The following is a 25,251-nucleotide window of genomic DNA, read 5'->3' on the forward strand; positions in this document are numbered from 1 at the left end:
GGATCGGATGCCATGGACACCAACGGAATTCCCTCCCGGCTCAGGGCCGCCGACATCGACAGGGAGCGGGTCGCGACCCGCATCCAGGCCGCCGGCGGTGAAGGCCGTCTCACTCTCGAAGAAGTGGAAGACCGGCTGAGCGCTGTGTATTCCGCCAAATACACGGACGATCTCGTCGCGCTCACTTCGGATCTGCCGAAACCCGTGCCGAAGCGGCGCCTGGTCGCCTTCGGGCATCCAGCGCTGCGGATCCATCTCGCGGTCGCCGTCGTGGTTTCGGCGCTGCTGATCGTCCGATGGACAACCTCGGGGGCGCCGTTCTTCTGGCCCGCGATGCCGATGTTCTGGCTGGCCATGAGCGTCCTCGTGCACGCCCGTGTCCGCGGAGCGCGCCGCCGCTTCAAGCCGGAAGACGGCATCGCTGTGGCATAATGACCGGCATGCGGCACCACGCGACGCGATTTTTTTACGGGACCCGGACTCCGGCTCCCGTGATCGCATAGTGCCGCGAATGCCATCACCCGAAGCCCCGGAGTCCACGGACCCCGGGGCTTTACGCTGTTCCGGGGGCCAGCAGGGAATCCGGACCGAAGAAAGGTCCCGATGAGCACCACACAGAAGCCGGACGCCGAAGAACCCACCGCCACCGCCGAAGAGATCGGCGAGCTCCGCAAGGAGATCGACTTCCTCGACGGCGAGATCCTGCGGCTGGTCAAACGCCGCGTCGAAGTCTCCAAGACGATCGGTGCGGCCAGGATGGCCGCGGGCGGCACCAGGATCGTCTACAACCGCGAGATGGACGTGCTCGCGCGCTACCGCGAGCTCGGGCCGGAGGGGCGGCAGCTGGCGATGGCGCTGCTCAACCTCGGGCGGGGCAGGCTGGGACGGTAAGTGGTAGCAAAGGTCCCTCGCTCCCGCGACGCACCCGGATCGCGTTTAGCGGGCTAAACGCGATCCGGCCACGTCACGATCCAGTGCCGTGAGACGGNACCCGGATCGCGTTTAGCGGGCTAAACGCGATCCGGCCACGTCACGATCCAGTGCCGTGAGACGGAACTCAGGGTGTTCCCCGAGCCACGACGGCCCGGGACAGGGCAAACTGGACACATGATTAACCTCATCGCCGTCGTGATCGCGATCGCCGGTGTGCTCGCCGCCCTGGGCCATCTCGGCTATCTCGCCATGCTGAACAACGCGGCGGGTAAGCGCGCGGGCGGCACCCCCATCGCCCAGTACGTCAAGACGCGCTGGCCGATCGCGGCGGGTACCACCGCCGCGTCGCTTTTCGCCTGGCTGCTCACGAGTGGGGGAACGACGCTCGACGTCATCGCCATTTTGCTTGCAGCGGGTAGCGGGATCACCGCCACGAAAGCCTTGCAATCGACCCAGCAGAAGTACCGCAGCGGCAACTGAACGGCTTCACCAGCGCCGATAGCACTCCGTAACGTCACCGAGGCCCGTTCGGCCGCGCCCGACCGAGTGAAACATCTGCAACTTGCAGAGTGGGTGAAGACTTGCGGGTGTCGAACTTTTAGTGTGGTCCTCGTGTGGACCCTTGCGTCTGGGTCGGGCGATGCCCGTATGGCGCGCGGGGGCGATGGCCCCGCGCGCCCCCAGTCGTATGCGCGTGCATTTGCTCACGAGACTGCTTGGGAGTCTGCAAGCGAGGGATCCCGTGAACTCGCTGCTCCGTTCGGCTTAACCGGTGTCACATCGCCGTCAGGGCCGGCCTGCGAGGGGGTCGCTCGGACATGAACGGCTGGGCGGAACACCAGGGACGGAACGGCGCCACGCAAGCGGGCCGCCACCGGGCGGGCGGTACCGAAGGCTGGACTCCCTCCGTGCCTCCGCGGGGGCAGCGCGCAGGCGGGCACGGGCATCACGCGCACCGCGAGTTCGCCCCGCCCTCCACCGGTTCCCTTCCCTTGCCGCCACCGCGGGACAGGAGGGCGCCGAGCCCCGGCTACGCCCCATCGAGCGGCCGTCTGCCGCTCCCCCAGCCCGCTCGCGAGGTCCCCGTAGAACCCCCAGCCCGCCCGGCCCGCGTCGAGGTCTCGTTCACCGAACCCGTCCCGCCTCCCGCCGAGGAACGGCGCGCGAAGACCGCCCAGCGCACGAAGGTGACGCTCACCGCCCCCGCTCCCCGCCGTCCCGAGCCGGTGGAGGTCGACGACAACGAAGACGTCCGTGTCTACTTAGCCCCGCCCGTCGACGGTCTGAGCACCTTCGACCTCGGTACGGTGCCCGCTTCGGTGACGCCGCCCAAGACCTGGCGCAAGGCCGCCTGGTTCGCGGCGGCGGCGTCCGCGCTGGTCGTGGTCGGCCTGCTCTTCGCCGGTTCGTACCTCGTCGGCAAACCCCTCCCGGAACAGCAGAGCCAGGGCGGCTGGCCCGGTTACCGCGGTGGCAGCCCGCTGACCCAGGACGATCTCGCCGGTCATCCGGCCACGCCGCCGCAGGGTGGCGCGGCGGGCAACCCGTCTGAATCCGAGAAGGAGTCTTCCACCAGGGACGACCGCAGTGCCGCGAATTCCGGCACCCCCTCGGACAGCGAAAGCGCCGGGACCGGCTCGTCGCGGCCCGACTCGAGCGGGCCGGCGACGTCCGGGCGGCCCGCGCCGCCGTCGAGCGATCGGCCGCAGAAGCCGCCGGTCGTCCCGGCCAACCGCACCACCACGCCGGCCCCCTGGTACGCGTCGCAGCCGGACGCGCAGGCGATGGGCGACAACACCGAGCTCTTCCTCAACTCGGTCACCACGAACCCCCAAGAGGCGTCCTCGGTGACCTCCGGCGGCCTGCGCGAAGAGGGCGCGGAGGGCCTCCGGGACCGCTACCGCGATGTCGCCTACTTCGAGGTGAAGAAGGTCAGCATCGACCAGCGCCGCGGCGTCACGGTCAACACCGTCGAGGTCACTCACAAAGACGGAACGAAGACCATGGAGCAGCGCACGTTCACCTTCGGCGACGACGACAAGATCGTCGACGACGGCATGTAGGCGACCGCGCACGTGCAAGTGTCCTGTTCCTCTGCACGTGCGGTGCGCCGAGCGGTCATCCCTGGTCCGGGTGGGTGACCTAAGCTGCCGTTCGTCGTATCGCGACGGCATTCCGGCGATGGAGTCTGGCCGTGGACCGTCCGCACAGGGTTACCTGACGACTGCAGGGGTCCGCACCGTTCAGAAGACGGCCGCGCGGACCAGAGGCGTCGGCCGAACGGCCTAGCGCCTGCCCCGGACCAGAGCGAGGAATTCGTGCTTGATCGACAGCGCATACGGCGGGAGGACGCCGTACGTGTCGAGGACGTCATCCCGGAAGAGATCCTGAACGACACCCGCGTCGACCGCGAGTACCTCGAGCAGGTCTTCCGCGAGCCGCAGAAGTTCGTTCCCGCGCGTGCGCGCGAAGAGCGGTCGCCGCGGCCCGAACCCGAGGTGGACGAGCCGGAAAGCCGCGCCATCCGGCGGGCGAAGCTGGCAGGCCTGGTCGCCGCCGGGCTCCTGGTCGCGGGCGCCGTCGTCACCGCGGGCGTGCTCGCGGGCACACAGCCGCAGGGCACCGTGCCGGCTGCCGCCGTACCCGAGGTGATGAGCGGAGCAGCCGCGCTCGGCGGGCTCGCCGTCCCGGACTCCACCGAGCCGCAGCGGAAGCAGGAGACGCCGACGCCGTCGGGCAGCGGCACGAGGCCCCAGCCGTCCTCAGGCACCGGCTCGGGCTCGCTCCCGCCGCAGGGCTCGTCGTCCAGCACCAGCTCGCAGCCTGCCGCCAAGCCCGCCGCGGTCAGCACGACCGAGGACAAGATCGACGCGGTCCGGAAGTTCTACCAGACCGTCGACGCCGATCCGTACGGCGCGATGTCGCTGATCACGCCGGTGCTGGCCGATTCCGAAGCGGGCAAGCTGATCGAGGCGTGGAGCGCCATGGACGCCATCCAGATCCAGGACGTCCGGGAACAGGCCGACGGCACCATCCTCGCCGTCGTGACCATGCGCAACCCGGACGGCGGCCTGCTGCGGGTCACGCAGGTGCTGGAATTCGCCGACGAGACCTCCGGCCTGATCACCGACGCGCGCCTGCTGTCCGCGCAGCACATGTGACGGACACCGCGCGTGTAACAGCCCTCCACCCAGGGCGATCAGTGTGTGCCGCGTGTGTGTGCGCAGAGTGAGCGCCTAGCCTTGTCACGAGTCGGTCTCGGAAAAGCCGGCACACAGACCACTACATGTGCATACGCTCCAACGCTGTGGCGTGCTGAAGGCCGCACCGCGTACGCGGACGATTCCGCGTCGTGAAGACGGAGCCCAAAGGGAGGTCGCGTGAGCGACGAGGGTCGCCTGGTCGCCGGTCGATATCGCATCGCCGGGCGGATCGGCACGGGCGCGATGGGGGCCGTGTGGCAAGCGCACGACGAGGTACTCGGCCGCACGGTGGCGATCAAGCAGTTGCTTCTGCAACCCGGGCTTGAGGCTCACGACGCCGAAGACGCCCGTCAGCGCACGATGCGCGAGGGACGTATCGCCGCCAGACTGCACCACCCGAACGCCATCTCGGTGTTCGACGTCGTCACCGACGACAACGGCCAGCCGTGCCTGATCATGGAGTACTTGAACTCCACCAGCCTCGCCCAGGTGCTGCAGGAGGAGCGCACGCTGCCGCCGACGGAGGTCGCGCGGATCGGCGCGCAGGTCGCGGCGGCGCTGACCGAAGCGCACGCGGTCGGCATCGTGCACCGGGACATCAAGCCCGGCAACATCCTGCTGGCGCCCAACGGCACGGTGAAGATCACCGACTTCGGCATCTCGCGGGCCAAGGACGACGTGACGGTCACGAAGACCGGGATGATCGCCGGGACCCCCGCCTATCTGGCGCCCGAGGTGGCCATCGGCGGCGACCCCGGCCCGGAGTCGGACGTCTTTTCGCTCGGCTCGACGCTCTACGCGGCCTGCGAAGGCCAGCCGCCGTTCGGCCTCAGCGAGAACACGCTGAGCCTGCTGCACGCGGTCGCGGCCGGGCAGATCATCCCGCCGCGCCAGTCCGGCCCGCTCGCCAGCGTGCTGGCCGTGCTGCTGCACCCGGAGGTGCGGCACCGCCCCACCGCCGAAGAGTGCGAAGAGCTCCTCGCCGCCGTCGCGCGGGGTGAAACGCCGCTGGGCGGCCCCGCGGACGACACCGTGCTCGCCGCCCCGATCGCGGGCGCGCTCGCCGGCGGTGGCGTGACCCAGGCGCTCGACAGCGAGGCCGCCGGTCACTCGGGCTCGCTCCTCGACGACCAGGACGCGGCCGGGTCGTACTACGACGACGAGGACGACTACCACCAGCCGCCCGCGTCGGGCTACCCGGAAGACGACTACGACGGGTACGACAACTACGACGAGACGGCGTTGCTGGCCGAACGCGGCCACCCCGGCGGCGGCCCCGCGCCCACGCGCGCCGTCCCGATCCCCGCGGGCGACTACGACGACGATCCCTACGACGACGATTACGACAACCCGCCCCCGCCGCCGCCCACCCGCGCGCAGACCAGCCCGGTGGACGAGGACGACGACGAAAAGCCGGGCGCGTGGAAGAAGCCCGCGATCATCGGCGGTGTCGTGGTGGTGGCGCTGGCCGCGCTGGGGTTCTGGCTGCTGAGCCCGAACAACCCGGAAGCACCCGCGCAGGTGGGGAACTCGTCCTCGACGAAGCCGTCCCCGTCTGCGACGTCGTCGGCTCCGGAGACCACGGAAACGCCGACGGAAACGCAATCGGCGGAGCCGCCGAAGGAGACACCGACTTCGTCGAAGAAGACGTCGAGCAAGGCGACGCAGACTCAGGAACCGGATCCGACGACACCGTCGAAGACGCCCACTAAGACTCCGACGAAGACACCGACTCCGACCACACCGACAACTCAGTCGAACACGGAGACACCGACTTCGACCCCGGCTGGCACTTGATCCGAGGCTGCAATTGAGTTCTGAAGGTTCCATCGTCGGCGGCCGATACCGCCTGGACCAGCCCATCGGGCGCGGCCGGGCGGGCATCGTGTGGCTGGCGTTCGACACACGCCTGCTGCGCACGGTCGCGATGAAGCGCATGTACCTGCCCGTCGGCCTGCCGCCGGACCGGGCGGAGCAGGCCAAGGCCGTCGTCGTCCAAGAAGGCAAGGACGCGGCCAAGTTCGAGCACGCCACCGCCATCAAGGTGTACGACGTGCTGCCCGACGGGCCGGACGTGTGGCTGGTGATGGAGTACATCCCGTCCCGCGGGATGGCGACCTTCCTCGCCGAGCACGGCAGGTTGACCGCGGAACAGGCCGCCGGGCTGGGCATCGTGCTCGGCCGCGCGCTGGCCGCGATGCACGAGGCCGGGGTGGTGCACCGGACCGTCGAGCCGGGCACGGTCCTGCTGGCCGACGACGGCGGAGTGAAGCTCACCGACATCGGCATCACCGGCGGCGGCCCGAGCCCCGCGTACCGGGCGCCCGAGGTGGCGCGCGGTGAACCGGCGACTTCGGCGTCCGACGTGTTCTCGCTGGGCGCGACGCTGTACACGGCCGTCGAGGGGGTGCCGCCGTTCGGTGAAGACGGCGAGTCCTCGGAACGGCCGCCGCAGACCGCCGGGCCGCTGGCCGGCGCGCTGCGCAAGATGCTGCGGGCGGAGCCGGACGCGCGGCCGACTATGGCCGACACGGTGCGCTCGCTGGGCGCGATCACCGAAGGGCGGCAGACGGCGTTCATCCCGCCGACCGCGCCCGCCATGCCGACGGTCCCGGCCTCGATGCCGGTGCCCATGCAGCAGCAGGCGCCGCAGTTTCCCCAGCACCAGCCGCAGCAGTATCAGCCGCCGCAGCCGCAGTACGCGCCGCCGGCGCAGCAGTACGCGCCCGCCGCGCCGGTGGCGGCGAAGTCGGCGGACACCCGGAAATGGCTGATCGTCGCGGGCGCCGTGGTGGCGGCGATCCTCATCGGTGTGCTGTTCGCGGAGCTGTTCCTGATCTGAGCTAGAGCCGCTCGAGGACCAGCGTCGCCAACTCGACAGGACGGCTGAGATACGGGCTGTGGCCGGCCCGCCAGGTCACCGTCGTGTCGCACCGGGCGGCGAAGTGGACGACCATTTCCGGGACGAGCGCCCGGTCTTCGGTGCAGGTGATGTAGGTGGTCGGGGTGTCCTTCCACGCCGAGCCTTCCGGTGACTCGTCGAAGATCGTGACGGGCTCCGGGCGCAGCAACGCCATGGCGCGCTCGGCGATGGCGTCCGTGCAGTCGGCGTACATCGCCTCGCGGACGGTGGCGAGGTCGAGGTGGGTCAGGCCCGTGTCGTCGATGGTCAAGGGCACCTGGCCGGGTTCGCGGCCGGTTTCCTCCTTGATCCGCTCGATCCAGTACTGGGCGGTTTCACCCGGCTCGCTGACGATCGCGGCCAGATAGACCAGGTGCGCGGCCCCCTGGAGGCCGCTGGCGGTGAGCCCGCCGAAGGAGTGCGCGAGCACCACCGGTGGCTCGGCCGACCGGTCGACGAACTCCTGGACGGTCCGGGTGGTTCGGCGATCGGACGCCCGCCCAGGTCGGGGACGGTGACCACGGCGCCTTCCCGGCGCAGACGTTCGGCGAGGTCGTCGAAATGGGCGGGCTGGTGCCAAGAGCCGTGCAGGACGATCAGGGGGCGCACCGGGGTCCTTTCGCTGGCGGGTTCCCTGCCAGGTTGTCGACCGCCAGTGCGGCTGTTCAAGCTCAGCCGGTTTTCGTGCCTACTCGGCCAGTCCCGCTTACCTGTCCGGCCCCTTCGCGGATCGCGAGGAGGAACCGTCGCACCGCGGGGTGTTCCCTGGCGTGCGCGGCCACGGCGGCGTGGATGGACCGCACCGGATCCGGCCGCCGGACCTTGCGGATGGCGACGCCGGGATGCGGGGCGCCGAGGCCGAGCTCCGGGATCAGCGCGACACCGAGCCCGGCGGCCACGAACCCTTGTGCCGTTTGGTAATCCTCGGATTCGACGACGTGGTTCGGGGCGAATCCGGCCGCGCCGCAGGCGTCGAGGAGGATGTCGCGGCAGGCGCCGGGGAGACCGTCGACGCCGACCCACGGATCCTCGGCGAGTTCGCCGAGATCGAGGACGCGTTTGCGGGCGAGCCGGTGGTTCTTCGGCAGGATCGCGCGGTACGGATCGTCGAGCAGGTGGACGTACTCGACCCCCTTGATCCGGGGAGTGCTGCTGGGGAGCACGATCATCGCGACGTCGGCCTTGCCTGACTCGATCTCGGGCATCGAATCGTCGGGCTCGACCAGTTTCAGGTCGAGGCGGACACCGGGGAAGTCCCGGCGCAGCGCGGCGACGGCCAAGGGCACCAGCGAGGCGCCCGCCGTGGCGAAGTAGCGGATCGCGAGCCTGCCGGTGCGGCCTTCCTTGAGTTCGGTGAGCGCGGCTTCGGCCTTGGCGAGCTGGGTGCTCAGCGTTTCCGCGTGTTCGGACAGCAGCGAGCCGGCGGGTGTCGGCCGCACGCCGCGGCCGACACGCTCGAGCAGTTCGACCCCCGCTTCCCTTTCCAGGGTGGACAATTGCTGGCTGATCGCGGAAGGTGTGTAGCCGAGATTCCGGGCGGCGGCGGTGATCGAACCACTGCTGATCACGGCTCGGAGGACCTGCATGCGGCGGACGTCCAGCATGCCTCGATCTTACAGTTCTTCTTAAGGCTGCCTGCAGTTATTTTCGCTTGTCCTTACGCGTCGGCGCGGCGAAGCTGGGCCAGGCACTTAAGGAGGACTGGGGTGGGCGAGACGAAGACCCTGCTGCGGATCGGCGCGCTGGCGCTCATGTGGGGATCGAGTTTCTTCTGGATCAAACTGGGGCTCGGCGCGTTCTCGCCGGTGCAGCTGGTGCTGGCGCGGGTGGCGCTCGGCGCGGCGGTGCTGATCGGACTCTGCTACCTCGGCCGGGACCGGCTGCCGTCGGGACGGCGGATCTGGGGGCACCTGGCCGTCGCGGCGTTCTTCCACAACGCGCTGCCGTTCCTGCTGTTCGCGTGGGGTGAGCTGACCGTCGACTCCGGGATCACCGGGGTGCTGAACTCGACGACACCCCTGTGGGTGTTGCTGGCCGCGCCGATGATGGGCGCGCGGACGAAGATGACCGCGGTGCGGGTCACCGGGCTCGTCGTCGGGCTCGCCGGGATCCTGCTGATCTTCGCGCCGTGGGAGGCCTCCGGCCTGCTCAGCTGGGGCGCGCTGGCGTGCCTCGCGGCGGCCGCGAGCTACGGGTTCGCGTTCGTCTACGAGGGCAAGTACCTCACCGGTACCGGTGACTCGCCGCTGTCGCTGGCCGGCGGGCAGATGCTGCTGGCGACCGGGTTCCTGCTGCTCGCGATGCCGATGGGCGGTTTCGAACCGGTGCACCTGAGCACCGGCGCGGTCGTCGCGGTGGTGATCCTGGGGATCGGGTCGACCGGGATCGCGTTCGCGCTGAACTACCAGCTCCTCGCGAGCGAGGGCGCCGTCGCGGCGTCGATCGTCGGCTACCTGTTGCCGGTGGTGTCGGTGCTGCTGGGGGCGGTGTTCCTGGCCGAGCCGCTGAACCTGCGGGTGATCGCCGGAATGGTCGTCGTGCTGGGCGGGGTCGCGCTGACCCGGCTCCGCCCGAGGGAGCAAGGGACCTTTGCTACCACTCCGCAGGTCGAGCGCCCACTCGCCGCCGCCGGGGAGGCCGCGCCGTGACCGCGACGACGACGTTGTGGCGGCCGACGGGCCCGGCCGAGCTCGACCTCGTCCGCGAGTCGGGCTGGCGCGAGTGGCCGCCGCGGCTGCCGGAGCAGCCGATCTTCTACCCGGTGCTGAACGAGGACTACGCGATCAAGATCGCCCGCGACTGGAACGTGCGGTACGACGGCGCCGGGTTCGTGACGCGGTTCGAGGTCGAGACCGCGTTCGTCGAGCGGTACCCCGTCCAGCAGGCGGGCGGGAAGACGATCCTGGAGCTCTGGGTCCCGGCCGAGGATCTCGCCGAGTTCAACGCGCACATCGTCGGAAAGATCGAAGTGACCCACGAATTCAGCTGACCTGCGTTTAGCGGGCTAATCGCGATGCGGTGGGGCTGGGGGCTCGCCGGATCGCGATTAGCCCGCTAAACGCAGGTCAGGGCGTCAGAGGGTCGCGAGGATGAGCAGACCCGCGAGAACGATCTCGACCCAGAAGTAGAGCCAGCTCGGATAGAACCGCTCCGGCCGCTCCGCGAACCGCGCGACCAGCCGTCCGAAGGCCATCCCGGAGAGCGCGACGGCCACCGCGATCGCGGCGCCCCGCTGTATCCCGCCGACGTCGAAAGCCGCGAACCCGAGCAGCACCGCGACAGCCACCCCGAAGCCGCCGTAAACCGCGCGCACTTCGGTCCGCGCCGTCGCCGACTCCAGGGAGATGCCGAACGGCCGGATCAGCCGTTTCGGCGCGACGAGCCCGAGCAGCCCCATGCCCAGGAAGAACACGGCCACCAGGCCGATGAGAACAGGCGCCACCTAGACGAGACGCCGGTCGGAAGCCCAGCGCGAAAGCTCGTACCGGTTCGAAAGCTGCGTCTTCCGCAGCACGCTCGACACATGCGTCTCGACGGTCTTCACCGAGATGAACAGCTCCGACGCGATCTCCTTGTACGCGTACCCGCGCGCGAGCAGCCGCAGCACGTCGCGTTCCCGCGGGGTCAGCAGGTCGAGGTCCGGGTCGCTGATCGGCGCGGAACCCGGCCGGTCGGCGAACGCGTCGAGCACGAACCCGGCCAGCCGCGGCGAGAACACCGCGTCCCCGTCCGAGACCCGCACGACGGCGCGCACGAGTTCCTTCGACGAGATCGTCTTCGTGACGTAGCCCCGCGCCCCCGCGCGGATCACGGCGATCACGTCCTCCGCGGCGTCGGAGACCGACAGCGCGAGGAACACGACGTCCGGCAGTTCCGGCCGGACCCGGCGCAGCACCTCGGCGCCGCCGCCGTCCGGCATGTGCACGTCGAGCAGCACGACCTGGGGTTTGGTCCGGGCGATGCCCGCGACCGCCTCGGCGACCGAGCCCGCCTCGCCGACCACGCGGACGTCGTCGGTGATCGAGTCCAGTTCGGTGCGCACACCCGCACGGAAGAGCGCATGGTCGTCGACGAGGAAGACCTTGACCGGCTCCCGCGTCTGCTGGTTCTCCGTCACGATGCTCCCTCGCTCGCCCTGTCCCGTGAGCATAGCGACCTCACGCCGCACCCTTCCCCGCCTTGACCGGCATCTCCAGCTGGACCTCGGTTCCTTCACCCGGTGCGGTACGCAGCTTGCACTTGCCCCCGTGCCGTTCCATCCGCCCCCGGATGGAATCGGCGAGACCGTGCCGATCGCTCGGCACGACGTCGGGATCGAACCCCTTGCCCCTGTCCCGCACGAAGACCGTCACCGCTGTCGGCTCGACCTCGGCGTACACGCTGACTTCGTCGACGCCCGCGTGCTTGGCGGCGTTGACGATCGCTTCGCGTGCCGCCTGGACCAGCGCGGTCAGCGGCTCGTTCAGGGTCGCCTCCCCCACGACGACCTGCTGCACCGAGATCGCGAACGCGTCCTCGACCTCGCCGCACGCGGCCGCGAGCACTTCGGACAGCTGACCGCTGATGGCCTCTTCCTCGGTCTTCTTGCTCTTGCCGTACCCCGACGGCCCGTACAGCCAGCCGCGCAGCTCGCGTTCCTGGCCGCGCGCGAGCCTGGCGACCTCGCGCGGTGATTCCGCCTGTTTCTGGATCAGCGCGAGAGTCTGGAGGACCGAGTCGTGCAGATGCGCGGCGATCTCGGCGCGTTCGTCGGTGCGGATGCGAGCCATACGCTCGTCGGACAGGTCACGGACCAGGCGCAGCCAGAACGGGACGGTCAGCACGGCCACCCCGAACAGCGTCGCGATCACGGCGACCAGCGCGAACTTGACCTGGTCGATGCTGCCGCTCTCCAGGACGACGACGCCGATGCCGGTCATCACCAGCGCGACACCGGCGACCACGCGGATCGCGGCCGACCAGCCCCCGCCGCCGAGGAACGCCGTGGCGACCCCGCCCTTGGCACTGACGCGCCAACGCCGTCGCTGCGACTCGTCGGCCTCCCGCCAAACGACGGCCGCACCTATCATCGCCAATGCCAGCGGGATGGCGACCCAGCCGCTGATCAGGCCGGTCAGCGTGCCGCTGGCGACGGCGAGGCCGACACCCAGCGCCATGAGCCCGAAGGCCTGTTGCTTCTCCTTCGGCGCGGATTTCTCCGGCTCGACCTCGCCGGATTGCTGCTGGACGAACACCCAGAGCAGGCCGTACGCGAGCAGGCCGGCGCCGTTCAGGGCGGCCAGCAACGCGAACGCGGTCCGGACCCAGAGCACCTTGACGCCGAGGTGGTCAGCGAGGCCGCCGGCGACACCCGCGATGGCGCGGCCGGAGCGGCGGCGGTACATCTTGGGCGGCTCGAACGGTGCCGGGGACAGGCTGCCGACGACGGGCACCGGCGGACGCTCGATGATCGTCGGCTTCACCTGTTCGGCAAGGTCGTTGGGGGCGGATTCCTGCACGTTCTCCATGGTCACACGGAGTGGGGTACTGATCCATCGGGGAAACCCCTGACTCTTCCCGCTGGGGAAACCTCAGGGACGTTCCCGGATGTGGCGGAGGCCGCCGGGGCGCATTCTTTGTGGCATGAGTGGGAGTGAGACACAGGTTCCGAAGCGCGGCCCCGCGGCCGGCTTCGAGGAGACCGTCAAGGATTTCTGGCGGAGCAGGCCGGTCCGCCCGGCACACGGCCGCAAGTTCGCCGGTGTGGCCGCCGGCATCGGCTACCGGTACGGCATCGACCCGACCGTGGTCCGTGTCGCGCTGGTCGCGGCGACCGTGTTCGGCGGCTTCGGCGTCTTCGTCTATCTGCTGGGCTGGCTGTTCCTGCCGCAGGAGGGCGACCCCGTTTCCGCGTTCGAGAGCCTGATCGGCCGAGGGCGGGCGTCGAGCTCGCCGGCGTTCGCGGTGCTGCTTCTGCTCCTGCTTTTCCCCGGTCTCACCTGGACCTTGAGCGGCGGCTGGATGACCGACGGCACCGGCTTGATCGGTTTCGCGCTGATGGCCGTCGCGCTGTACCTGCTGCACCGCAACCGCGGACAGTTCAACCGGCCGACGATGCCCGCTCCGGCTTATCCGACGGCCGCGTTCTCGATGGCGTCGGCGTCGGCGGCCTCCACCTCGACGGCGACCGAGGGCGGCTGGGACCCGCTCGCGGCCGACCCGTCGGCTTGGGATCTGCCGAACGCATCGCCCTCTGGTGGGCTGCCGCCGCAGACTCCACCTCCGCCTCCCGCGCCGCCTGCGCCTCGCGGCCGGAAATCGAAGATCGGCGCCACGACCTTCGGGATCGCCGTGCTGGTCGCCGGGGTCGGCACCGTCCTGGGTCTGGACGGCGAAGCGTGGTTCACCCCGCAGCACATCGTCGGGCTCACCCTGGGTGTGGTCGGCATCGGGCTGGTGGCCGGCTCGTTCGTCCGGGGCGGCCGCGGGCTGATCGGGCTGGCGGTGCCGCTGGCGATCGTCGGGATGGCGCTGACCACGGTGCCGTTCGAGAACTTCTCCGTGAAGGGCGGCGTCGGGGACCTCACGGCGACGCCGAGCCAGGTGTCCGAGGTGCTGCCGGAGTATCACCGCTCGGCGGGGAACATCGACGTCGACCTGACCAAGCTGCCGGCGGGCGCTTCGGTGACCACGAAGGTCTCCAACGGGGCGGGCAACTCGACGGTGCTCGTGCCGGCGGGTGCCGAAGTGAAGGTCTCCTGCGAGACGGGAGCGGGCGAGGTCGACTGCCTCGGCCAGTCCCGCTCGGGAGTCGGCGAGGACGCCGTCGACTTCACCGCGCCGGGCGACAACGGACAGAAGATCACTCTGAAGGTCAAGAACGGTGTCGGGAACGTGGAGGTGCGCCGTGGCTGAGTACGACTACGACAGCACGCAGGCACAGTCGTCGCAGCCCGCGAAGCGCGGGGTGGACGTCTTCACCCTGATCATCGGCATCGCGACGTTGCTGGTGTCGGGTTACGTCCTCTCGGACGGCTCCTCGTGGCTCCCGCGGTTCGACTTCCGGTGGGTCATGGCGGGTGGGGCGATCTTCGTCGGCGTCCTGCTGCTCGCCGCTTCGCTGCGCAAGAGCCGCCGCTAGCGGCGTCGCTCACGCTCCACCCCACTCCGAAGGCCCCGGCCCCTCGCCGGGGCCTTCGCCTTGCTCCCACCCCGGCGCCCCGGATCGCGATTAGGGGGCTAAACGCAGGTCCGGGCGGGGCTGGTCACTCCCACTCGATGGTGCCCGGCGGCTTGGACGTGACGTCCAGGACCACCCGGTTCACCTCGGCGACCTCGTTGGTGATGCGGGTCGAGATCCGCTCCAGCACCTCGTAGGGCAGCCGCGTCCAGTCCGCTGTCATCGCGTCCTCGGACGACACCGGCCGCAGCACGATCGGGTGCCCGTAGGTCCGCCCGTCGCCCTGGACGCCGACGCTGCGGACGTCGGCCAGCAGCACCACCGGGCACTGCCAGATCTCGCCGTCCAGCCCGGCCGCGGTGAGCTCCTCGCGCGCGATGGCGTCCGCCGCGCGCAGTGTCTCGAGCCGCTCGGCGTCGACGGCGCCGATGATCCGGATGCCGAGCCCCGGGCCGGGGAACGGCTGCCGCTGCACGATCGTCTCCGGCAGCCCGAGCTCCAGCCCGACGCGCCGCACCTCGTCCTTGAACAGCAGGCGCAGCGGCTCGACGAGCTCGAACTGCAGATCGTCGGGCAGCCCGCCGACGTTGTGGTGGCTCTTGATGTTCGCCGCGCCCTCACCGCCGCCGGACTCNTCGGGCAGCCCGCCGACGTTGTGGTGGCTCTTGATGTTCGCCGCGCCCTCACCGCCGCCGGACTCGACGACGTCCGGGTACAGCGTGCCCTGGACCAGGAACTTGTAGTCGCCCTTGGCCTTGAGGTCGCGCTCGGCCTGCTCGAACACGCGGATGAACTCGCGCCCGATGATCTTGCGCTTCTCCTCGGGGTCGGTGACCCCGGCCAGCGCGTCGAGGAACCGGTCCCGCGCGTCGACGGTCACCAGGTTGACCCCGGTCGCCGCGACGAAATCACGCTCGACCTGGGTGCGCTCGCCGGACCGCAGCAGGCCGTGGTCGACGAACACGCAGGTCAGCCGGTCACCGATGGCCCGCTGGACCAGTGCGGCGGCCACGGCGGAGTCGACGCCGCCCGAGAGCCCGCAGATCGCCCGGCCGTCGCCGACCTGCTCGGCGATGCGCTTGACCTGGTCGTCGACGATGGACGACGTCGTCCACTGCGGCTTGATGCCCGCGATGTCGTGCAGGAAGCGGCGGAGCACCTCTTGGCCGTGCGGCGAGTGGTGCACCTCGGGGTGGTACTGGACGCCGGCGAAGCGGCGCTCGACGTCTTCGAACCCGGCGACGGCGGCGCCGTCACTCGAAGCGGTCACGGTGGCGCCCTCGGGAGCCTTGGTGACGCTGTCGTTGTGGCTCATCCAGGCGGGCTGGTTGCTCGGGAGACCGGCGTGCAGGACACCGCCCTCACCGGCGACGCGGACCTCGGTGCGGCCGAACTCGCGGATCCCGGTCGGCTCGACCGTGCCGCCGAGGGCCTGCGCGAGCACCTGGTGGCCATAGCAGATGCCGAGGATCGGCACGCCCGCGTCGACCAGCCCGGGGGCGAGGGCGGGGGCGTTCTCCGCGTACACGCTGGAAGGACCGCCGGAAAGGATGATCGCGGCGGGGTCCTTGGCGAGGATGTCCTCGGCGGTGGCGGTGTGCGGGACGACCTCGGAGTAGACCTGCGCCTCACGCACGCGCCGCGCGATCAGTTGCGCGTACTGCGCCCCGAAGTCCACGACGAGTACCGGACCGGTGGGACTGGGCACCTGAAACCTCCAGATCAGAGCAGTACGCTTCCCCACCATCGTCCCAGGTGGGCCGGGTCACCTCGCCGCCAACCCCCTCACGATTCAGGACAGCGGATGACCGCGAGGCGTCCTAACGTTCGGGACATGGACATCGACTGGAGCAAGGAACTCTCCGAACAGCTCGACTGGCACTGGACACAGCATCTCCGGCCCCGGCTGGACACCCTCGCCGACGACGAATACCTCTGGGAACCCGTCGAGGACTGCTGGTCGATCCGGCCGGGCGAGAACGGCGCTTTCACGATCGACTGGGCGTATCCGGAGCCGTCTCCGCCGCCGGTGACGACGATCGCGTGGCGCCTCGCCCACATCATCATCGGCGTCTTCGCGATGCGGAGCGCGTCGCATTTCGGCGGCCCGCCCGTCGACTACCAGACCTTCCCCTACGCGGGCTCCGCCAAAGAAGCGCTGGAGCAGCTCGACGACGCCTACGCGCGCTGGCGTGACGGCGTCCGCGGCCTCACCGCCGTAGACCTCGCGCGCCCCTGCGGCGAGGCTGAAGGCCCGTACGCGGAGTACCCACTCGCGACCCTCGTCCTGCACATCAACCGGGAGGCCATCCACCACGGCGCCGAGGTCCTGCTGCTCCGCGACCTCTATCGGTCCCGTCCCCGAACAGATCGCGTTTAGCGGGCTAAACGCGACGCGCCCATACTGGGGCAAGCCGAGGAAAGGACCCGTCTTGCGAGCGACTCTCATCTACGGCGCCGGCGACGTACGCGTCGAGACCGTCCCGGACCCGAAGCTGAGCGAACCGACCGACGCCCTCCTCCGCGTCGTCCGCTCCTGCATCTGCGGCAGCGACCTCTGGCCGTACGGCAGCATGCCCGCGCGCGACCGCGGCGTCCGGATCGGGCACGAGTTCCTCGGAGTCGTCGAGGCCGTCGGCTCCGACGTCACCACGCTCAAGCCTGGAGACCTGGCCGTCGCGCCCTTCGTCTACTCCGACAACACGTGCCAGTTCTGCCGCGAAGGCCTCCACACCTCCTGCCTGCACGGTGGCAACTGGGGCGCGAAGGGCGTCGACGCCGGCCAGGGCGAGGCCGTCCGCGTCCCGCAGGCCGACGGCACGCTGGTGAAACTGCCGCACACCGAGGACGACGACCTGCTCGCCTCGTTCCTCACGCTCTCCGACGTGTTCGCGACCGGCCACCACGCGGCGGTCAAAGCGGGCGTGAACGAGCGCACCACAGTCACTGTCATCGGTGACGGCGCCGTCGGTCTCTCCGCGGTTCTCGCGGCGAAGCGCCTCGGCGCCGAGCGCATCATCCTGATGGGCCGCCACCGGACCCGCACGGACCTCGGCCGTGAGTTCGGCGCGACAGACGTCGTAGCCGAGCGCGGCGACGAAGGCATCGAGAAGGTCCGAGAGCTGACGAACGGCGAAGGCACGCACACAGTCCTCGAATGCGTCGGCACGAAGCCCGCCTTCGAGATGGGTGTCGGCGCGGTCCGCCCCGGCGGCACGGTCAGCCGCGTCGGCGTGCCGCAGTACGCCGAGGGCCCGATCGGTCCGTCACTCTTCCGTCGCAACATCACCGTCACCGGTGGCGTCGCCCCCGCCCGCCACTACATCCCCGAACTGCTCGAAGACGTCGTCGAGGGCAAGTACCAGCCGGGCAAGGTCTTCGACCGGACCATCGGGCTCGAAGAGGTCCCCGGCGGTTACCGCGCGATGGCGGACCGCGAAGCGCTCAAGGTGCTCGTCAAACCCTGACTGGAATACCTTGTCCCCATGGACATGATCACCCCGGAGCCGCGCCCCGCCTGGATCGCCGGACGCCCCGAGCAGGGCGCTTCGACGATCACCGTGCATCACCCCTACGACGGCAGCGAAGTCGCCACCGTCGCGGTGCCCGGACCGGAGCAGGTCGAACGAGCGGTGAGCGCTGCGGCGAGCGTCGCGAAGGAGTTCCGGCGTTCCTCGGCACACAGCCGTGCCGCGGCGCTCGACCACGTTTCGCGGGTCATCGCCGGCCGGGCCGAGGAGATCGCCGAGGTCATCACCGCCGAGAACGGCAAGCCGCTCAAGTGGGCCGACGCGGAGGTCCGGCGCGCGGTGTCGGTGTTCCGGATCGCGGCCGAAGAGGCCCGCCGGTTCAGCGGCGACCTGCAGCGCCTGGACACCGACCCCGCGGGCGAGGGCAGGCTGGCACTGACCCGGCGTATCCCGCGCGGCCCGGTGCTGGGCATCGCGCCGTTCAACTTCCCCCTGAACCTGGTGGCGCACAAGGTGGCGCCGTCGCTCGCGGTCGGCGCGCCGATCATCGTCAAACCCGCGCCGCGCACGCCGTTGTCCGCGCTGATCCTCGGCGAGATCCTGGCCGAGACGGACCTGCCGGAAGGCGCGTTCTCGGTGCTGCCGCTCGGCAACGAGGAGACTTCGGCGCTGGTCGCGGATCCTCGGCTCCCGGTCGTGTCGTTCACCGGTTCGGGTCCGGTCGGCTGGTCGATCGCGGATGCCGCGCCGCGCAAGCACGTCGTGCTCGAACTCGGCGGCAACGCGGCCGCCGTCGTGCTCCGCGACTGGCCGGATCCGGAAGGTGCCGCGGAGCGCATCGCGACCTTCGGCAACTACCAGGCCGGGCAGTCCTGCATCGCCGTGCAGCGGGTCATCGTGGAACGCGAAGTCGCCGAGGAGTTCGTGCCCGCGTTGGTGGAAGCCGTGCGGGCACAGCGAACCGGTGACCCGTACGACAAGAACACCGACGTGGGCCCGGTCGTCGACGAGGCCGCCGCGGAGCGGATCGTCGCCTGGATCGACGAAGCCGTCGCCGCCGGCGCGAAGGTCCTCACCGGCGGCAAGCGGGACGGCGCGACGGTGGAGCCGACCGTGCTCACCGACGTGCCACCGTCCACAAAGGCCTGGGCGGAGGAGATCTTCGGGCCGGTACTCGCAGTGTCCCTTGTGGACGGTGTCGACGAGGCTTTCGCGTCGGTCAACGAATCCGCCTACGGCTTGCAGGCCGGAGTGTTCACCCGCGACGTGCATCTCGCCTTCTACGCGTCGACGGAACTCGAAGTCGGCGGCGTGATCATCGGCGACGTCCCGAGCTACCGCGCGGACCAGATGCCCTACGGCGGCGTCAAGGGATCGGGCGTCGGCAGGGAAGGCGTCCTGGCCGCGATGCACGACCTCACCGAGGAACGGGTCACCGTCTTCACCGGCATCGACCTCTAGTCCGGGGTGACGGCCTGCGCGAACCCGAACACCTTGTCCGGGTCGTAGGTCTTCGCCACCTGCTTGAGGCGGGTGACGTTGCCGCCGTAGTAGGCCGTCATCCAGTCGGGCAGGGCGGGGTCGATGTAGTTGACGTAGCCCCCGTCCAGCCCGAGCCCTGTCACCACCTCCGCGACGGAATCCGTTGCCGCGGAACGGTTACGCGCGTCCGCCTGACTGTAGATCTGGACGCTGCCGAGCGCTTTCCGGTGCCAGAACGCCGTGGCGTCAGGGGCGATGTCGGCGACGGCGCCGCCGAGGCCGTCGACCAGCAGGTCCATTCCGCGCCTGCCCTTGAGGATCGACGTCACTTTCGCGGGATCCGCCGGTTGGCCGAGAATCCGCGACGAGGCCACAAAGGACTGACGATTCTCGCTGCCGGAGAAGTACTTCATGGCACCGAGATAGTCGAGCTGCTTGACCGAACGCGTCGCACCGGCGAATCCGTTCAGCAGCTTGCCCAAGGAAGCGGAATCGCCCACGTAGCAACCGGAAATCCGCGCACCGACCGAAGTCCCGCCGGACAGCACGACGTTCGCCCACAACTCCGGCGGGGCTTCGGGTAGCCAGCGCTGCCACTCGGCGACGACATCGTCCGCGCTGCCCGCCGGGAAATGCAAGGAGAACACCGAAACGGCCGACGGCGCGGGATCCGTGCGGAAGGTGAACGAGGTGACGACACCGAAGTTGCCACCGCCCCCACCGCGCAACGCCCAGAACAGCTCCGGCTCGGAATCCGCCGACACCCTCCGGAGTTCCCCGTCCGCCGTGACCACGCGCGCGGACACCAGATGGTCACAGGTGAGACCGTATTTCCTGGCCAGGACACCGATTCCGCCGCCGAGCGTCAGCCCGGCGATCCCGACACTCGGACAGGAACCCGCGGGCAGGCAACGGCCCGCCGCGCCCAGCGTCGCGTAGACGTCCTTCAGCTTCGCGCCCGCACCGATCACGACCTGATCACCTTGGACGTCCACTGAGGACATTCCGCCGAGGTCGATCATCAAGCCACCGTCGGGAACCGAATAGCCGGCGTAACTGTGCCCACCACCGCGCGCGGCGATGGGAACCCGCCTCGCGGCAGCGGAAACAGCCACCTGTACGTCTTCGGGCTTGGCGCAGTTCGCGATCGCGGCGGGCCTGAGTCCGTCGAAGGCCGGATTGAATACGCGTTTGGCGCTGTCGTAGCCGGAATCCCCTGGCAGGAGCAGGGAAACCTTGCTCCGCAACGCCGCCCAGTCCGGCGAACCGGACGGCGGCGTGACACCGGCGCTCGGCGGCAACGACGTTCCCGGGGCGGAGCTGGGCGCCTGGCCGGAAGGCACGGCGGAGCACGCCGTCGCGGCCACCCCGGCCGCTGTCGCACCGGCGAGTTTGAGGAAGTTCCTTCGCCCCAGCTTCATGCCCGTTAGACGCCCATGGGGCGGGCAGGTTGCGGCCTTACGCCCGAAGGTGTGCGCTCACCGGCACGACCAGCGGCGTACCGGACACCGGATCGGCCATGACCTTCGCCGTCAGACCGAAGATCTCCTCGAGCAGCGGCTCGGTGAGCACCTCGGCGGGTGGGCCCTGCGCGACGATCCTGCCGTCGCGCATCGCCACCAGCTTGTCGGCGTACCTGGCGGCGAGGTTCAGGTCGTGCAGCACCATCACCACGGTGGTCCCGCGTTCGTCGTGCAGCCGGTACACCAGGTCCAGCACGTCGATCTGGTGTGCCAGGTCGAGATACGTGATCGGCTCGTCGAGCAGGAGCAGGCCGGTCTCCTGCGCCAGCGTCATCGAGATCCACGCCCGCTGCCGCTGCCCGCCGGAGAGCTGGTCGACGACCCGGCCGGCGTGCTCCTCCATCCCGGTCAGCCGCAGCGCCCGCTCGATCGCCTCGTCGTCGGAGGAAGACCACTGCCGGTACCAGCTCTGATGCGGATGCCGCCCCCGCCGGACCAGATCCGAGACGGTCAGCCCTTCGGGTGCGGACGGCGTCTGCGGCAACAGGCCGATGATCTTGGCGACCTCGCGGGTCGGCAGCTTGTCGATGCGCTCACCGTCGAGCAGCACCGCGCCCTGCCGTGGCTTGAGCAACCGCGCCAGCGCACGCAGCAGGGTCGACTTTCCGCAGCCGTTGGGGCCGATGATCGCGGTGACGGTCCCGTCGAGGACGTCGAGGTCCAGCCCGGTCACGACGGGCGTTTCGCCGTAGCCGAGTTCCAATTCCCGGGCACGCAGTCTGGCGTTCACGCGCGCTCCTCCTTACGGCTGCGGATGAACAGGAAGATCAGGTACGGCGCACCGAGGATCGCCGTGAGCACGCCGACCGGGAGCCCGGACAGGCCGGGCGTCACCCGCACCACGAAATCCGCGCCGACGGTCAGCAACGCGCCGAGGACCATCGAGCCGAACAGCGGCGGCTGCGCGGAGCGGACCAGCCTCAAGGCGATCTGCGGGGTGGCCAGCGCGACGAAGGTGATCGGGCCCGCGGCCGCGGTGGCGACGGCGGCCAAGGCCGCGCCGAGCAGCAGCAGGGTCCCCCGGGCGGCGTCCACCCGGATACCGAGACCGCGCGCGGTGTCGTCGCCGAACTGGAGGCCGCCGATGGTGTGCCCGGCGACCAGCGTGACCGGCGCGAGGACGGCCAACGCGAGCAGGACCGGGGCGACCGACTCCCAGCCGACGTCGGCGAGGCTGCCCACGATCCACGTCGTGGCCCGCGCGGCGTTGTCGACGTCTCCGATGGTCAGCAGCCAGTACACGAGGTTGTAGCCGACGGCCGAAAGCGCGATACCGATCAGCACGAGCCGGTAGCCGTCGATCCCGCGCCGCCAGGAAAGCGCGTACAGCAGGATTCCCGCGATCACGCCGCCCGCCAGTCCGGCGAGGGGGACGCCCAGCGTGCTCGCCAGGCCGCTGACCTGGCCGCCGGTGCCGCCCGCGACGATCACGCCGACCGCGCCGACGCCCGCGCCCCAGGTGATGCCGAGGATGTCCGGGCTGGCCAGCGGGTTCCTGGCGATGGTCTGGAACAGCGCGCCGGACAGCCCGAGGGCCGCGCCGACCCCGATCGCGGTCAAGGTACGCGGCATCCGCAGGTCGAAGATGATCCCGCGTTCCCGCGCGGTGCCGCCGCCGAACAACGTCTTCAGGACGTCGCCGAGGCCGATGTGGGAGGTGCCGATACCGATGTTCAGCGCCGCGACCAGCACCAGTGCGACCGCCGCGAGGGTCACGACGGCGAGCGTCCTCGGCCGGACGGTCCAGGCCGCCGGGCCGAGCGAGATCACCTTGGGAGCCGTCATATCCGTGCCAGGCCCTTCTTGCGGACGAGGTGGACGAACACCGGCACGCCGAGCACCGCCAGCATGATGCCGACCTCCAGGTTGTCCGAGGCGACGACGCGGCCGAGCAGGTCCGCCGCCAGCAGCAGGATCGCGCCGAGCACGGCCGAGAACGGCACCAGCCACCGGTAGTCGGGTCCGCTGATCGCCCGCGCGAAATGCGGGACCAGCAGGCCCAGGAACGCGATCGGGCCGCAGGCGGCGACGGCGGCGCCGGTCAGCAGCGTGATCGCGACGACCCCGAGCAGCCGCGTCCGGCCGACGCGCCGTCCGAGCGCGACGGCGACGTCGTCACCGAGCGCGAGCGTGTTCATCCCCGGGGTGTTGATGACCGCGAGGAGCAGGCCGGCGGCCACGAACGGGGCGATCTGGCCGATCATCGCGGGATCCCGGCCCGCGATCGAACCGACGTGCCAGAACCGGTAGGTCTCCATCCCGCAGTCGTCGCCGAGCACGATCGCGGAGATGACGCCGTTGAGCAGGGCGCTCACCGCGGCTCCGGCCAGCGCGAGCGTCACCGGCGTGGCGCCGCGGCCGCCGACCGCGCCGAGCAGGAACACCACGGCACTCGCGACGAGGGCACCGGCGAAGCCGAACCAGATGAACGCGTACAGGTCGTCGATGCCGAGCACGACGACGGCGAGCACCACCGCGAACGCCGCGCCCTGCGTGACGCCGAGCAGGCCGGGGTCCGCGAGCGGGTTGCGGGTGTGGCCCTGCATGAGCGCCCCGGCCGCGCCGAGCGCGAGCCCCGCGAGGACACCGAGCAGCGTGCGCGGCACCCGCAACGAACGGACGATCAGGTGATCCGGCACACCGGTGGGATGGAAGATCGCGTCCCACACCACACCCAACGGAATCGAGCGCGCACCGAGGGCGATGCTCGCGACGCAGATCACAGCCAGAAGGGTGGCGAGCAGAGCGCCTACTGTCGCCTTTCCAACACGAACTTCCACTGTGGACATCCGCCATCCTATGCTCCGGTTAGGAAAGCCTAACCGCACAGAAAGAGTGGCCCATGACCCCACCCCGGCGCGCAGTCCTCGCCCTCGCCGTGACAGCCTGCCTGGCACTCTCCGCATGCGGTGGCGCTGAACAGGAATCCGCTTCCACCGGCACCGGCCAAAGTGGATTCCCGCGAACCGTCGAACACGTGATGGGGTCCGCCCAGATCGAGAAGCAGCCCGCCACCGTCGCGGCACTCGACTCCAGCTACGTCGATGCCACGCTGGCACTCGAGACGAAACTGGTGGCGTACACCAAATACCGCAACTACGACAAGCTGCCGGACTACCTGGGCGACGACCGCAAGTACGCCGAGGGCGCCAAGGAGATCGGCGCGCTCGAGAGCCCGGACATCGAGCAGCTGTACGACATCAAGCCGGATTTGATCGTGTCCGCGAAGGTGCGCCACGAGAAGTTCTACGCGGAGTTCAGCAAGGTCGCACCCACGGTGTTCAGCCAGACCACCGGTGCCACCTGGAAGGACAACATCCGGATGCTCGGCAAGGCGCTGGGCAAGGAAGCGTTGGCAGAGCAGAAGATCAAGTCCTACGAGGAGCGGGCCCGCAAGGTCGGCGACGCGATCAAGGCGAAGCTCGGCAAGCCCGCGGCCGTCTCCGTGGTCCGCTTCATCGAGGGGGAGCCGACGGTGCGGCTCTACAGCAGCGCGTCGTTCCCCGGGACCGTGATGGCCGACGCCGGGCTCCAGCGCCCCGCGGGTCAGCCGGACAACAAGACGAAGATCTCCAACGACCTGAGCCAGGAGGAGATCGGGAAGCTCGACGCCGAAGCCATCTTCATCGCCAGCTACACCGATGAGACCAAGCAGGCCGAAAACCCCATGACGAAATTCCAGTCGAACCCGCTTTGGGGAACCCTCAAGGGAAAGAAGATCGACGTCAACGACACCACCTGGTTCACGTCGGTGAGCCTGCAGGGCGCGCAAGCCATGCTCGACGACCTCGCCAAGCAGTTCGGCGTGGACTCGTTCCGGAGCTGACCCTGTCCTCTTTGGACGGTGCCATCACAGCCAGCGCGGGAGCGTCGGCACGTCACCGTCCAAAGAGGATCCGTCGCTGCGGCCGGTGACCCAGGCCAACACCTCGCCACGGGTCCCGGTCAACGTCGTCAGTTGCCCTTCGCTCATCCGCCACTCGTGGCGGTAACCGTTGTCTTCGGCGGCGACCAGGAGTACGGCTGGCAGTTCGCCGCCGTACATCCCGATGGCGTTGCCGACGACGGTGTCGAACTCGTCACCGAGCAGATCGGCGACACGGGCGAAGTCGTAGCCGAGATCGAGATCGGCGAGATGGATCGAGGTCTCGGAGAGCCGGAGCCAGAGCACGAACTCCGCCGGGATGTCACGTCCCTGCCTGGCTCGCACCCGGACCCCCCACGCGTCGTCCGGCAGGCTCTCCGCGACCTCGACCAAGCGCGCGGCGGAGCCGATGACGTCCTCGGCGATCTCCTCGACGGACCGATACGCGCCCTGCTCGATGTCGTGGTCCCTGGCCGCCTCGCCGGCGTACATCGGCGTCTCGACGCCAGATTTCGCCCAGGTGAGCAGGTTGACCAGGCCGTCGGCGTTCCGCGCGAGGTGGGACAGCAGATGCGCCCGCGTCCAGCCGGGCAGCGCGCTGGGGCCGCGCACGGCCTCCTCGTCCATCCCGCGCACGACGCGCTCCCATTCGCCGTGCAGGGCACGGACGCGGTTCAGCAGCGCGTGCGCGCGTTCAGAGGCTGTCACACCCCC

Annotated in this window: 26 protein-coding genes; 15 read left to right on the forward strand and 11 right to left on the reverse strand. The window is 70.0% G+C overall.

Annotated features, from left to right (window positions below):
- Window positions 1-12: 12 nt before the first annotated feature.
- The 7 genes from LCL61_RS40870 (at window position 13) to LCL61_RS40900 (ending at window position 6,978) form a co-directional block, all read left to right on the forward strand.
- Window positions 13-432 (forward strand): DUF1707 domain-containing protein, encoded by a 420-nt coding sequence (locus tag LCL61_RS40870; protein ID WP_340684686.1) that lies wholly within the window; start codon window positions 13-15, stop codon window positions 430-432.
- A 171-nt stretch (window positions 433-603) separates the two neighbouring features.
- On the forward strand, window positions 604-891 hold the full coding sequence (locus tag LCL61_RS40875; RefSeq protein ID WP_034304455.1) for a chorismate mutase: 288 nt from the start codon (window positions 604-606) through the stop codon (window positions 889-891).
- A gap of 216 nt (window positions 892-1,107) precedes the next feature.
- Window positions 1,108-1,413, forward strand: a complete 306-nt coding sequence (locus LCL61_RS40880; RefSeq protein ID WP_125680026.1) for a hypothetical protein — start codon at window positions 1,108-1,110, stop codon at window positions 1,411-1,413.
- 338 nt (window positions 1,414-1,751) lie between these two features.
- Window positions 1,752-2,996 (forward strand): hypothetical protein, encoded by a 1,245-nt coding sequence (locus tag LCL61_RS40885; RefSeq protein ID WP_340684687.1) that lies wholly within the window; start codon window positions 1,752-1,754, stop codon window positions 2,994-2,996.
- 255 nt (window positions 2,997-3,251) lie between these two features.
- Window positions 3,252-4,094 carry a hypothetical protein gene (locus LCL61_RS40890; RefSeq protein ID WP_340684688.1) on the forward strand — a complete coding sequence of 281 codons (843 nt, stop codon included), beginning with the start codon at window positions 3,252-3,254 and terminating at the stop codon, window positions 4,092-4,094.
- Between the two features lie 219 nt (window positions 4,095-4,313).
- A complete protein-coding gene (locus LCL61_RS40895; protein ID WP_340684689.1) occupies window positions 4,314-5,933 on the forward strand; it encodes a serine/threonine-protein kinase in 1,620 nt (539 codons plus the stop codon).
- A gap of 13 nt (window positions 5,934-5,946) precedes the next feature.
- Window positions 5,947-6,978, forward strand: coding sequence for a serine/threonine-protein kinase (locus tag LCL61_RS40900; RefSeq protein ID WP_340684690.1), 1,032 nt, complete (start codon window positions 5,947-5,949; stop codon window positions 6,976-6,978).
- A 1-nt stretch (window position 6,979) separates the two neighbouring features.
- Here the strand turns inward: LCL61_RS40900 and LCL61_RS40905 are convergent, their stop codons facing one another.
- Window positions 6,980-7,618, reverse strand: a complete 639-nt coding sequence (locus LCL61_RS40905; protein ID WP_340684691.1) for an alpha/beta hydrolase — start codon at window positions 7,616-7,618, stop codon at window positions 6,980-6,982.
- Window positions 7,619-7,709: 91 nt separating this feature from the next.
- Window positions 7,710-8,642 carry a LysR family transcriptional regulator gene (locus tag LCL61_RS40910; protein ID WP_340684692.1) on the reverse strand — a complete coding sequence of 311 codons (933 nt, stop codon included), beginning with the start codon at window positions 8,640-8,642 and terminating at the stop codon, window positions 7,710-7,712.
- A 102-nt stretch (window positions 8,643-8,744) separates the two neighbouring features.
- Between LCL61_RS40910 and LCL61_RS40915 the strand changes: the two genes are divergently transcribed.
- Both LCL61_RS40915 and LCL61_RS40920 read left to right on the forward strand, forming a co-directional pair.
- Entirely contained in the window at window positions 8,745-9,686 is a 942-nt protein-coding gene (locus tag LCL61_RS40915) for a DMT family transporter (protein ID WP_340684693.1), read from the forward strand.
- On the forward strand, window positions 9,683-10,027 hold the full coding sequence (locus tag LCL61_RS40920; RefSeq protein WP_340684694.1) for a hypothetical protein: 345 nt from the start codon (window positions 9,683-9,685) through the stop codon (window positions 10,025-10,027). The genes LCL61_RS40915 and LCL61_RS40920 overlap by 4 nt, the downstream gene beginning before the upstream one ends.
- An 84-nt stretch (window positions 10,028-10,111) precedes the next feature.
- On the opposite strand, the gene LCL61_RS40925 is transcribed toward LCL61_RS40920, so the two are convergent.
- The 3 genes from LCL61_RS40925 to LCL61_RS40935 are packed head-to-tail and all read right to left on the reverse strand — an operon-like array spanning window position 10,112 to window position 12,551.
- Window positions 10,112-10,480 carry a DUF4345 domain-containing protein gene (locus tag LCL61_RS40925; RefSeq protein WP_340684695.1) on the reverse strand — a complete coding sequence of 123 codons (369 nt, stop codon included), beginning with the start codon at window positions 10,478-10,480 and terminating at the stop codon, window positions 10,112-10,114.
- Complete coding sequence (locus LCL61_RS40930) at window positions 10,481-11,188, reverse strand: response regulator (protein ID WP_085939730.1); 708 nt, start codon at window positions 11,186-11,188, stop codon at window positions 10,481-10,483. It lies immediately after the preceding gene.
- Window positions 11,189-11,195: 7 nt separating this feature from the next.
- Entirely contained in the window at window positions 11,196-12,551 is a 1,356-nt protein-coding gene (locus LCL61_RS40935; protein WP_340684696.1) for a PspC domain-containing protein, read from the reverse strand.
- A 109-nt stretch (window positions 12,552-12,660) separates the two neighbouring features.
- Here LCL61_RS40935 and LCL61_RS40940 point away from each other — a divergent pair, with 109 nt between their 5' ends.
- Both LCL61_RS40940 and LCL61_RS40945 read left to right on the forward strand, forming a co-directional pair.
- On the forward strand, window positions 12,661-13,932 hold the full coding sequence (locus LCL61_RS40940) for a PspC domain-containing protein (protein WP_340684697.1): 1,272 nt from the start codon (window positions 12,661-12,663) through the stop codon (window positions 13,930-13,932).
- Window positions 13,925-14,158, forward strand: coding sequence for a hypothetical protein (locus LCL61_RS40945; RefSeq protein ID WP_340684698.1), 234 nt, complete (start codon window positions 13,925-13,927; stop codon window positions 14,156-14,158). The genes LCL61_RS40940 and LCL61_RS40945 overlap by 8 nt, the downstream gene beginning before the upstream one ends.
- A gap of 124 nt (window positions 14,159-14,282) precedes the next feature.
- Here the strand turns inward: LCL61_RS40945 and guaA are convergent, their stop codons facing one another.
- Window positions 14,283-15,905, reverse strand: coding sequence for a glutamine-hydrolyzing GMP synthase (gene guaA / locus LCL61_RS40950; protein WP_340684699.1), 1,623 nt, complete (start codon window positions 15,903-15,905; stop codon window positions 14,283-14,285).
- A 126-nt stretch (window positions 15,906-16,031) separates the two neighbouring features.
- Here guaA and LCL61_RS40955 point away from each other — a divergent pair, with 126 nt between their 5' ends.
- From LCL61_RS40955 to LCL61_RS40965, 3 genes are read left to right on the forward strand one after another with little or no spacing between them, the layout of a single operon-like run.
- Window positions 16,032-16,577, forward strand: a complete 546-nt coding sequence (locus LCL61_RS40955; RefSeq protein ID WP_340684700.1) for a DinB family protein — start codon at window positions 16,032-16,034, stop codon at window positions 16,575-16,577.
- Window positions 16,578-16,629: 52 nt separating this feature from the next.
- Window positions 16,630-17,664 carry a zinc-dependent alcohol dehydrogenase family protein gene (locus LCL61_RS40960; protein ID WP_340684701.1) on the forward strand — a complete coding sequence of 345 codons (1,035 nt, stop codon included), beginning with the start codon at window positions 16,630-16,632 and terminating at the stop codon, window positions 17,662-17,664.
- 18 nt (window positions 17,665-17,682) lie between these two features.
- A complete protein-coding gene (locus tag LCL61_RS40965; protein ID WP_340684702.1) occupies window positions 17,683-19,128 on the forward strand; it encodes an aldehyde dehydrogenase family protein in 1,446 nt (481 codons plus the stop codon).
- Here LCL61_RS40965 and LCL61_RS40970 read toward each other — a convergent pair.
- The 4 genes from LCL61_RS40970 to LCL61_RS40985 are packed head-to-tail and all read right to left on the reverse strand — an operon-like array spanning window position 19,125 to window position 23,461.
- Window positions 19,125-20,570, reverse strand: coding sequence for an FAD-binding oxidoreductase (locus tag LCL61_RS40970; protein WP_340684703.1), 1,446 nt, complete (start codon window positions 20,568-20,570; stop codon window positions 19,125-19,127). The genes LCL61_RS40965 and LCL61_RS40970 overlap by 4 nt on opposite strands.
- Before the next feature lie 37 nt (window positions 20,571-20,607).
- Window positions 20,608-21,402 carry an ABC transporter ATP-binding protein gene (locus LCL61_RS40975; RefSeq protein ID WP_340684704.1) on the reverse strand — a complete coding sequence of 265 codons (795 nt, stop codon included), beginning with the start codon at window positions 21,400-21,402 and terminating at the stop codon, window positions 20,608-20,610.
- Window positions 21,399-22,457, reverse strand: coding sequence for an iron ABC transporter permease (locus LCL61_RS40980; protein WP_340684705.1), 1,059 nt, complete (start codon window positions 22,455-22,457; stop codon window positions 21,399-21,401). The genes LCL61_RS40975 and LCL61_RS40980 overlap by 4 nt, the downstream gene beginning before the upstream one ends.
- The gene (locus LCL61_RS40985) at window positions 22,454-23,461 is read right to left on the reverse strand and encodes a FecCD family ABC transporter permease (RefSeq protein WP_340684706.1); all 1,008 of its coding nucleotides are present in this window, start codon (window positions 23,459-23,461) and stop codon (window positions 22,454-22,456) included. The genes LCL61_RS40980 and LCL61_RS40985 overlap by 4 nt, the downstream gene beginning before the upstream one ends.
- Window positions 23,462-23,514: 53 nt before the next feature.
- Here LCL61_RS40985 and LCL61_RS40990 point away from each other — a divergent pair, with 53 nt between their 5' ends.
- A complete protein-coding gene (locus LCL61_RS40990; RefSeq protein WP_340684707.1) occupies window positions 23,515-24,498 on the forward strand; it encodes an iron-siderophore ABC transporter substrate-binding protein in 984 nt (327 codons plus the stop codon).
- 24 nt (window positions 24,499-24,522) lie between these two features.
- Here the strand turns inward: LCL61_RS40990 and LCL61_RS40995 are convergent, their stop codons facing one another.
- Window positions 24,523-25,245 (reverse strand): maleylpyruvate isomerase N-terminal domain-containing protein, encoded by a 723-nt coding sequence (locus LCL61_RS40995; RefSeq protein ID WP_340684708.1) that lies wholly within the window; start codon window positions 25,243-25,245, stop codon window positions 24,523-24,525.
- Between the last annotated feature and the right edge of the window lie 6 nt (window positions 25,246-25,251).

Source organism: Amycolatopsis coloradensis (genome assembly GCF_037997115.1).
GTDB lineage: Bacteria > Actinomycetota > Actinomycetes > Mycobacteriales > Pseudonocardiaceae > Amycolatopsis > Amycolatopsis coloradensis_A.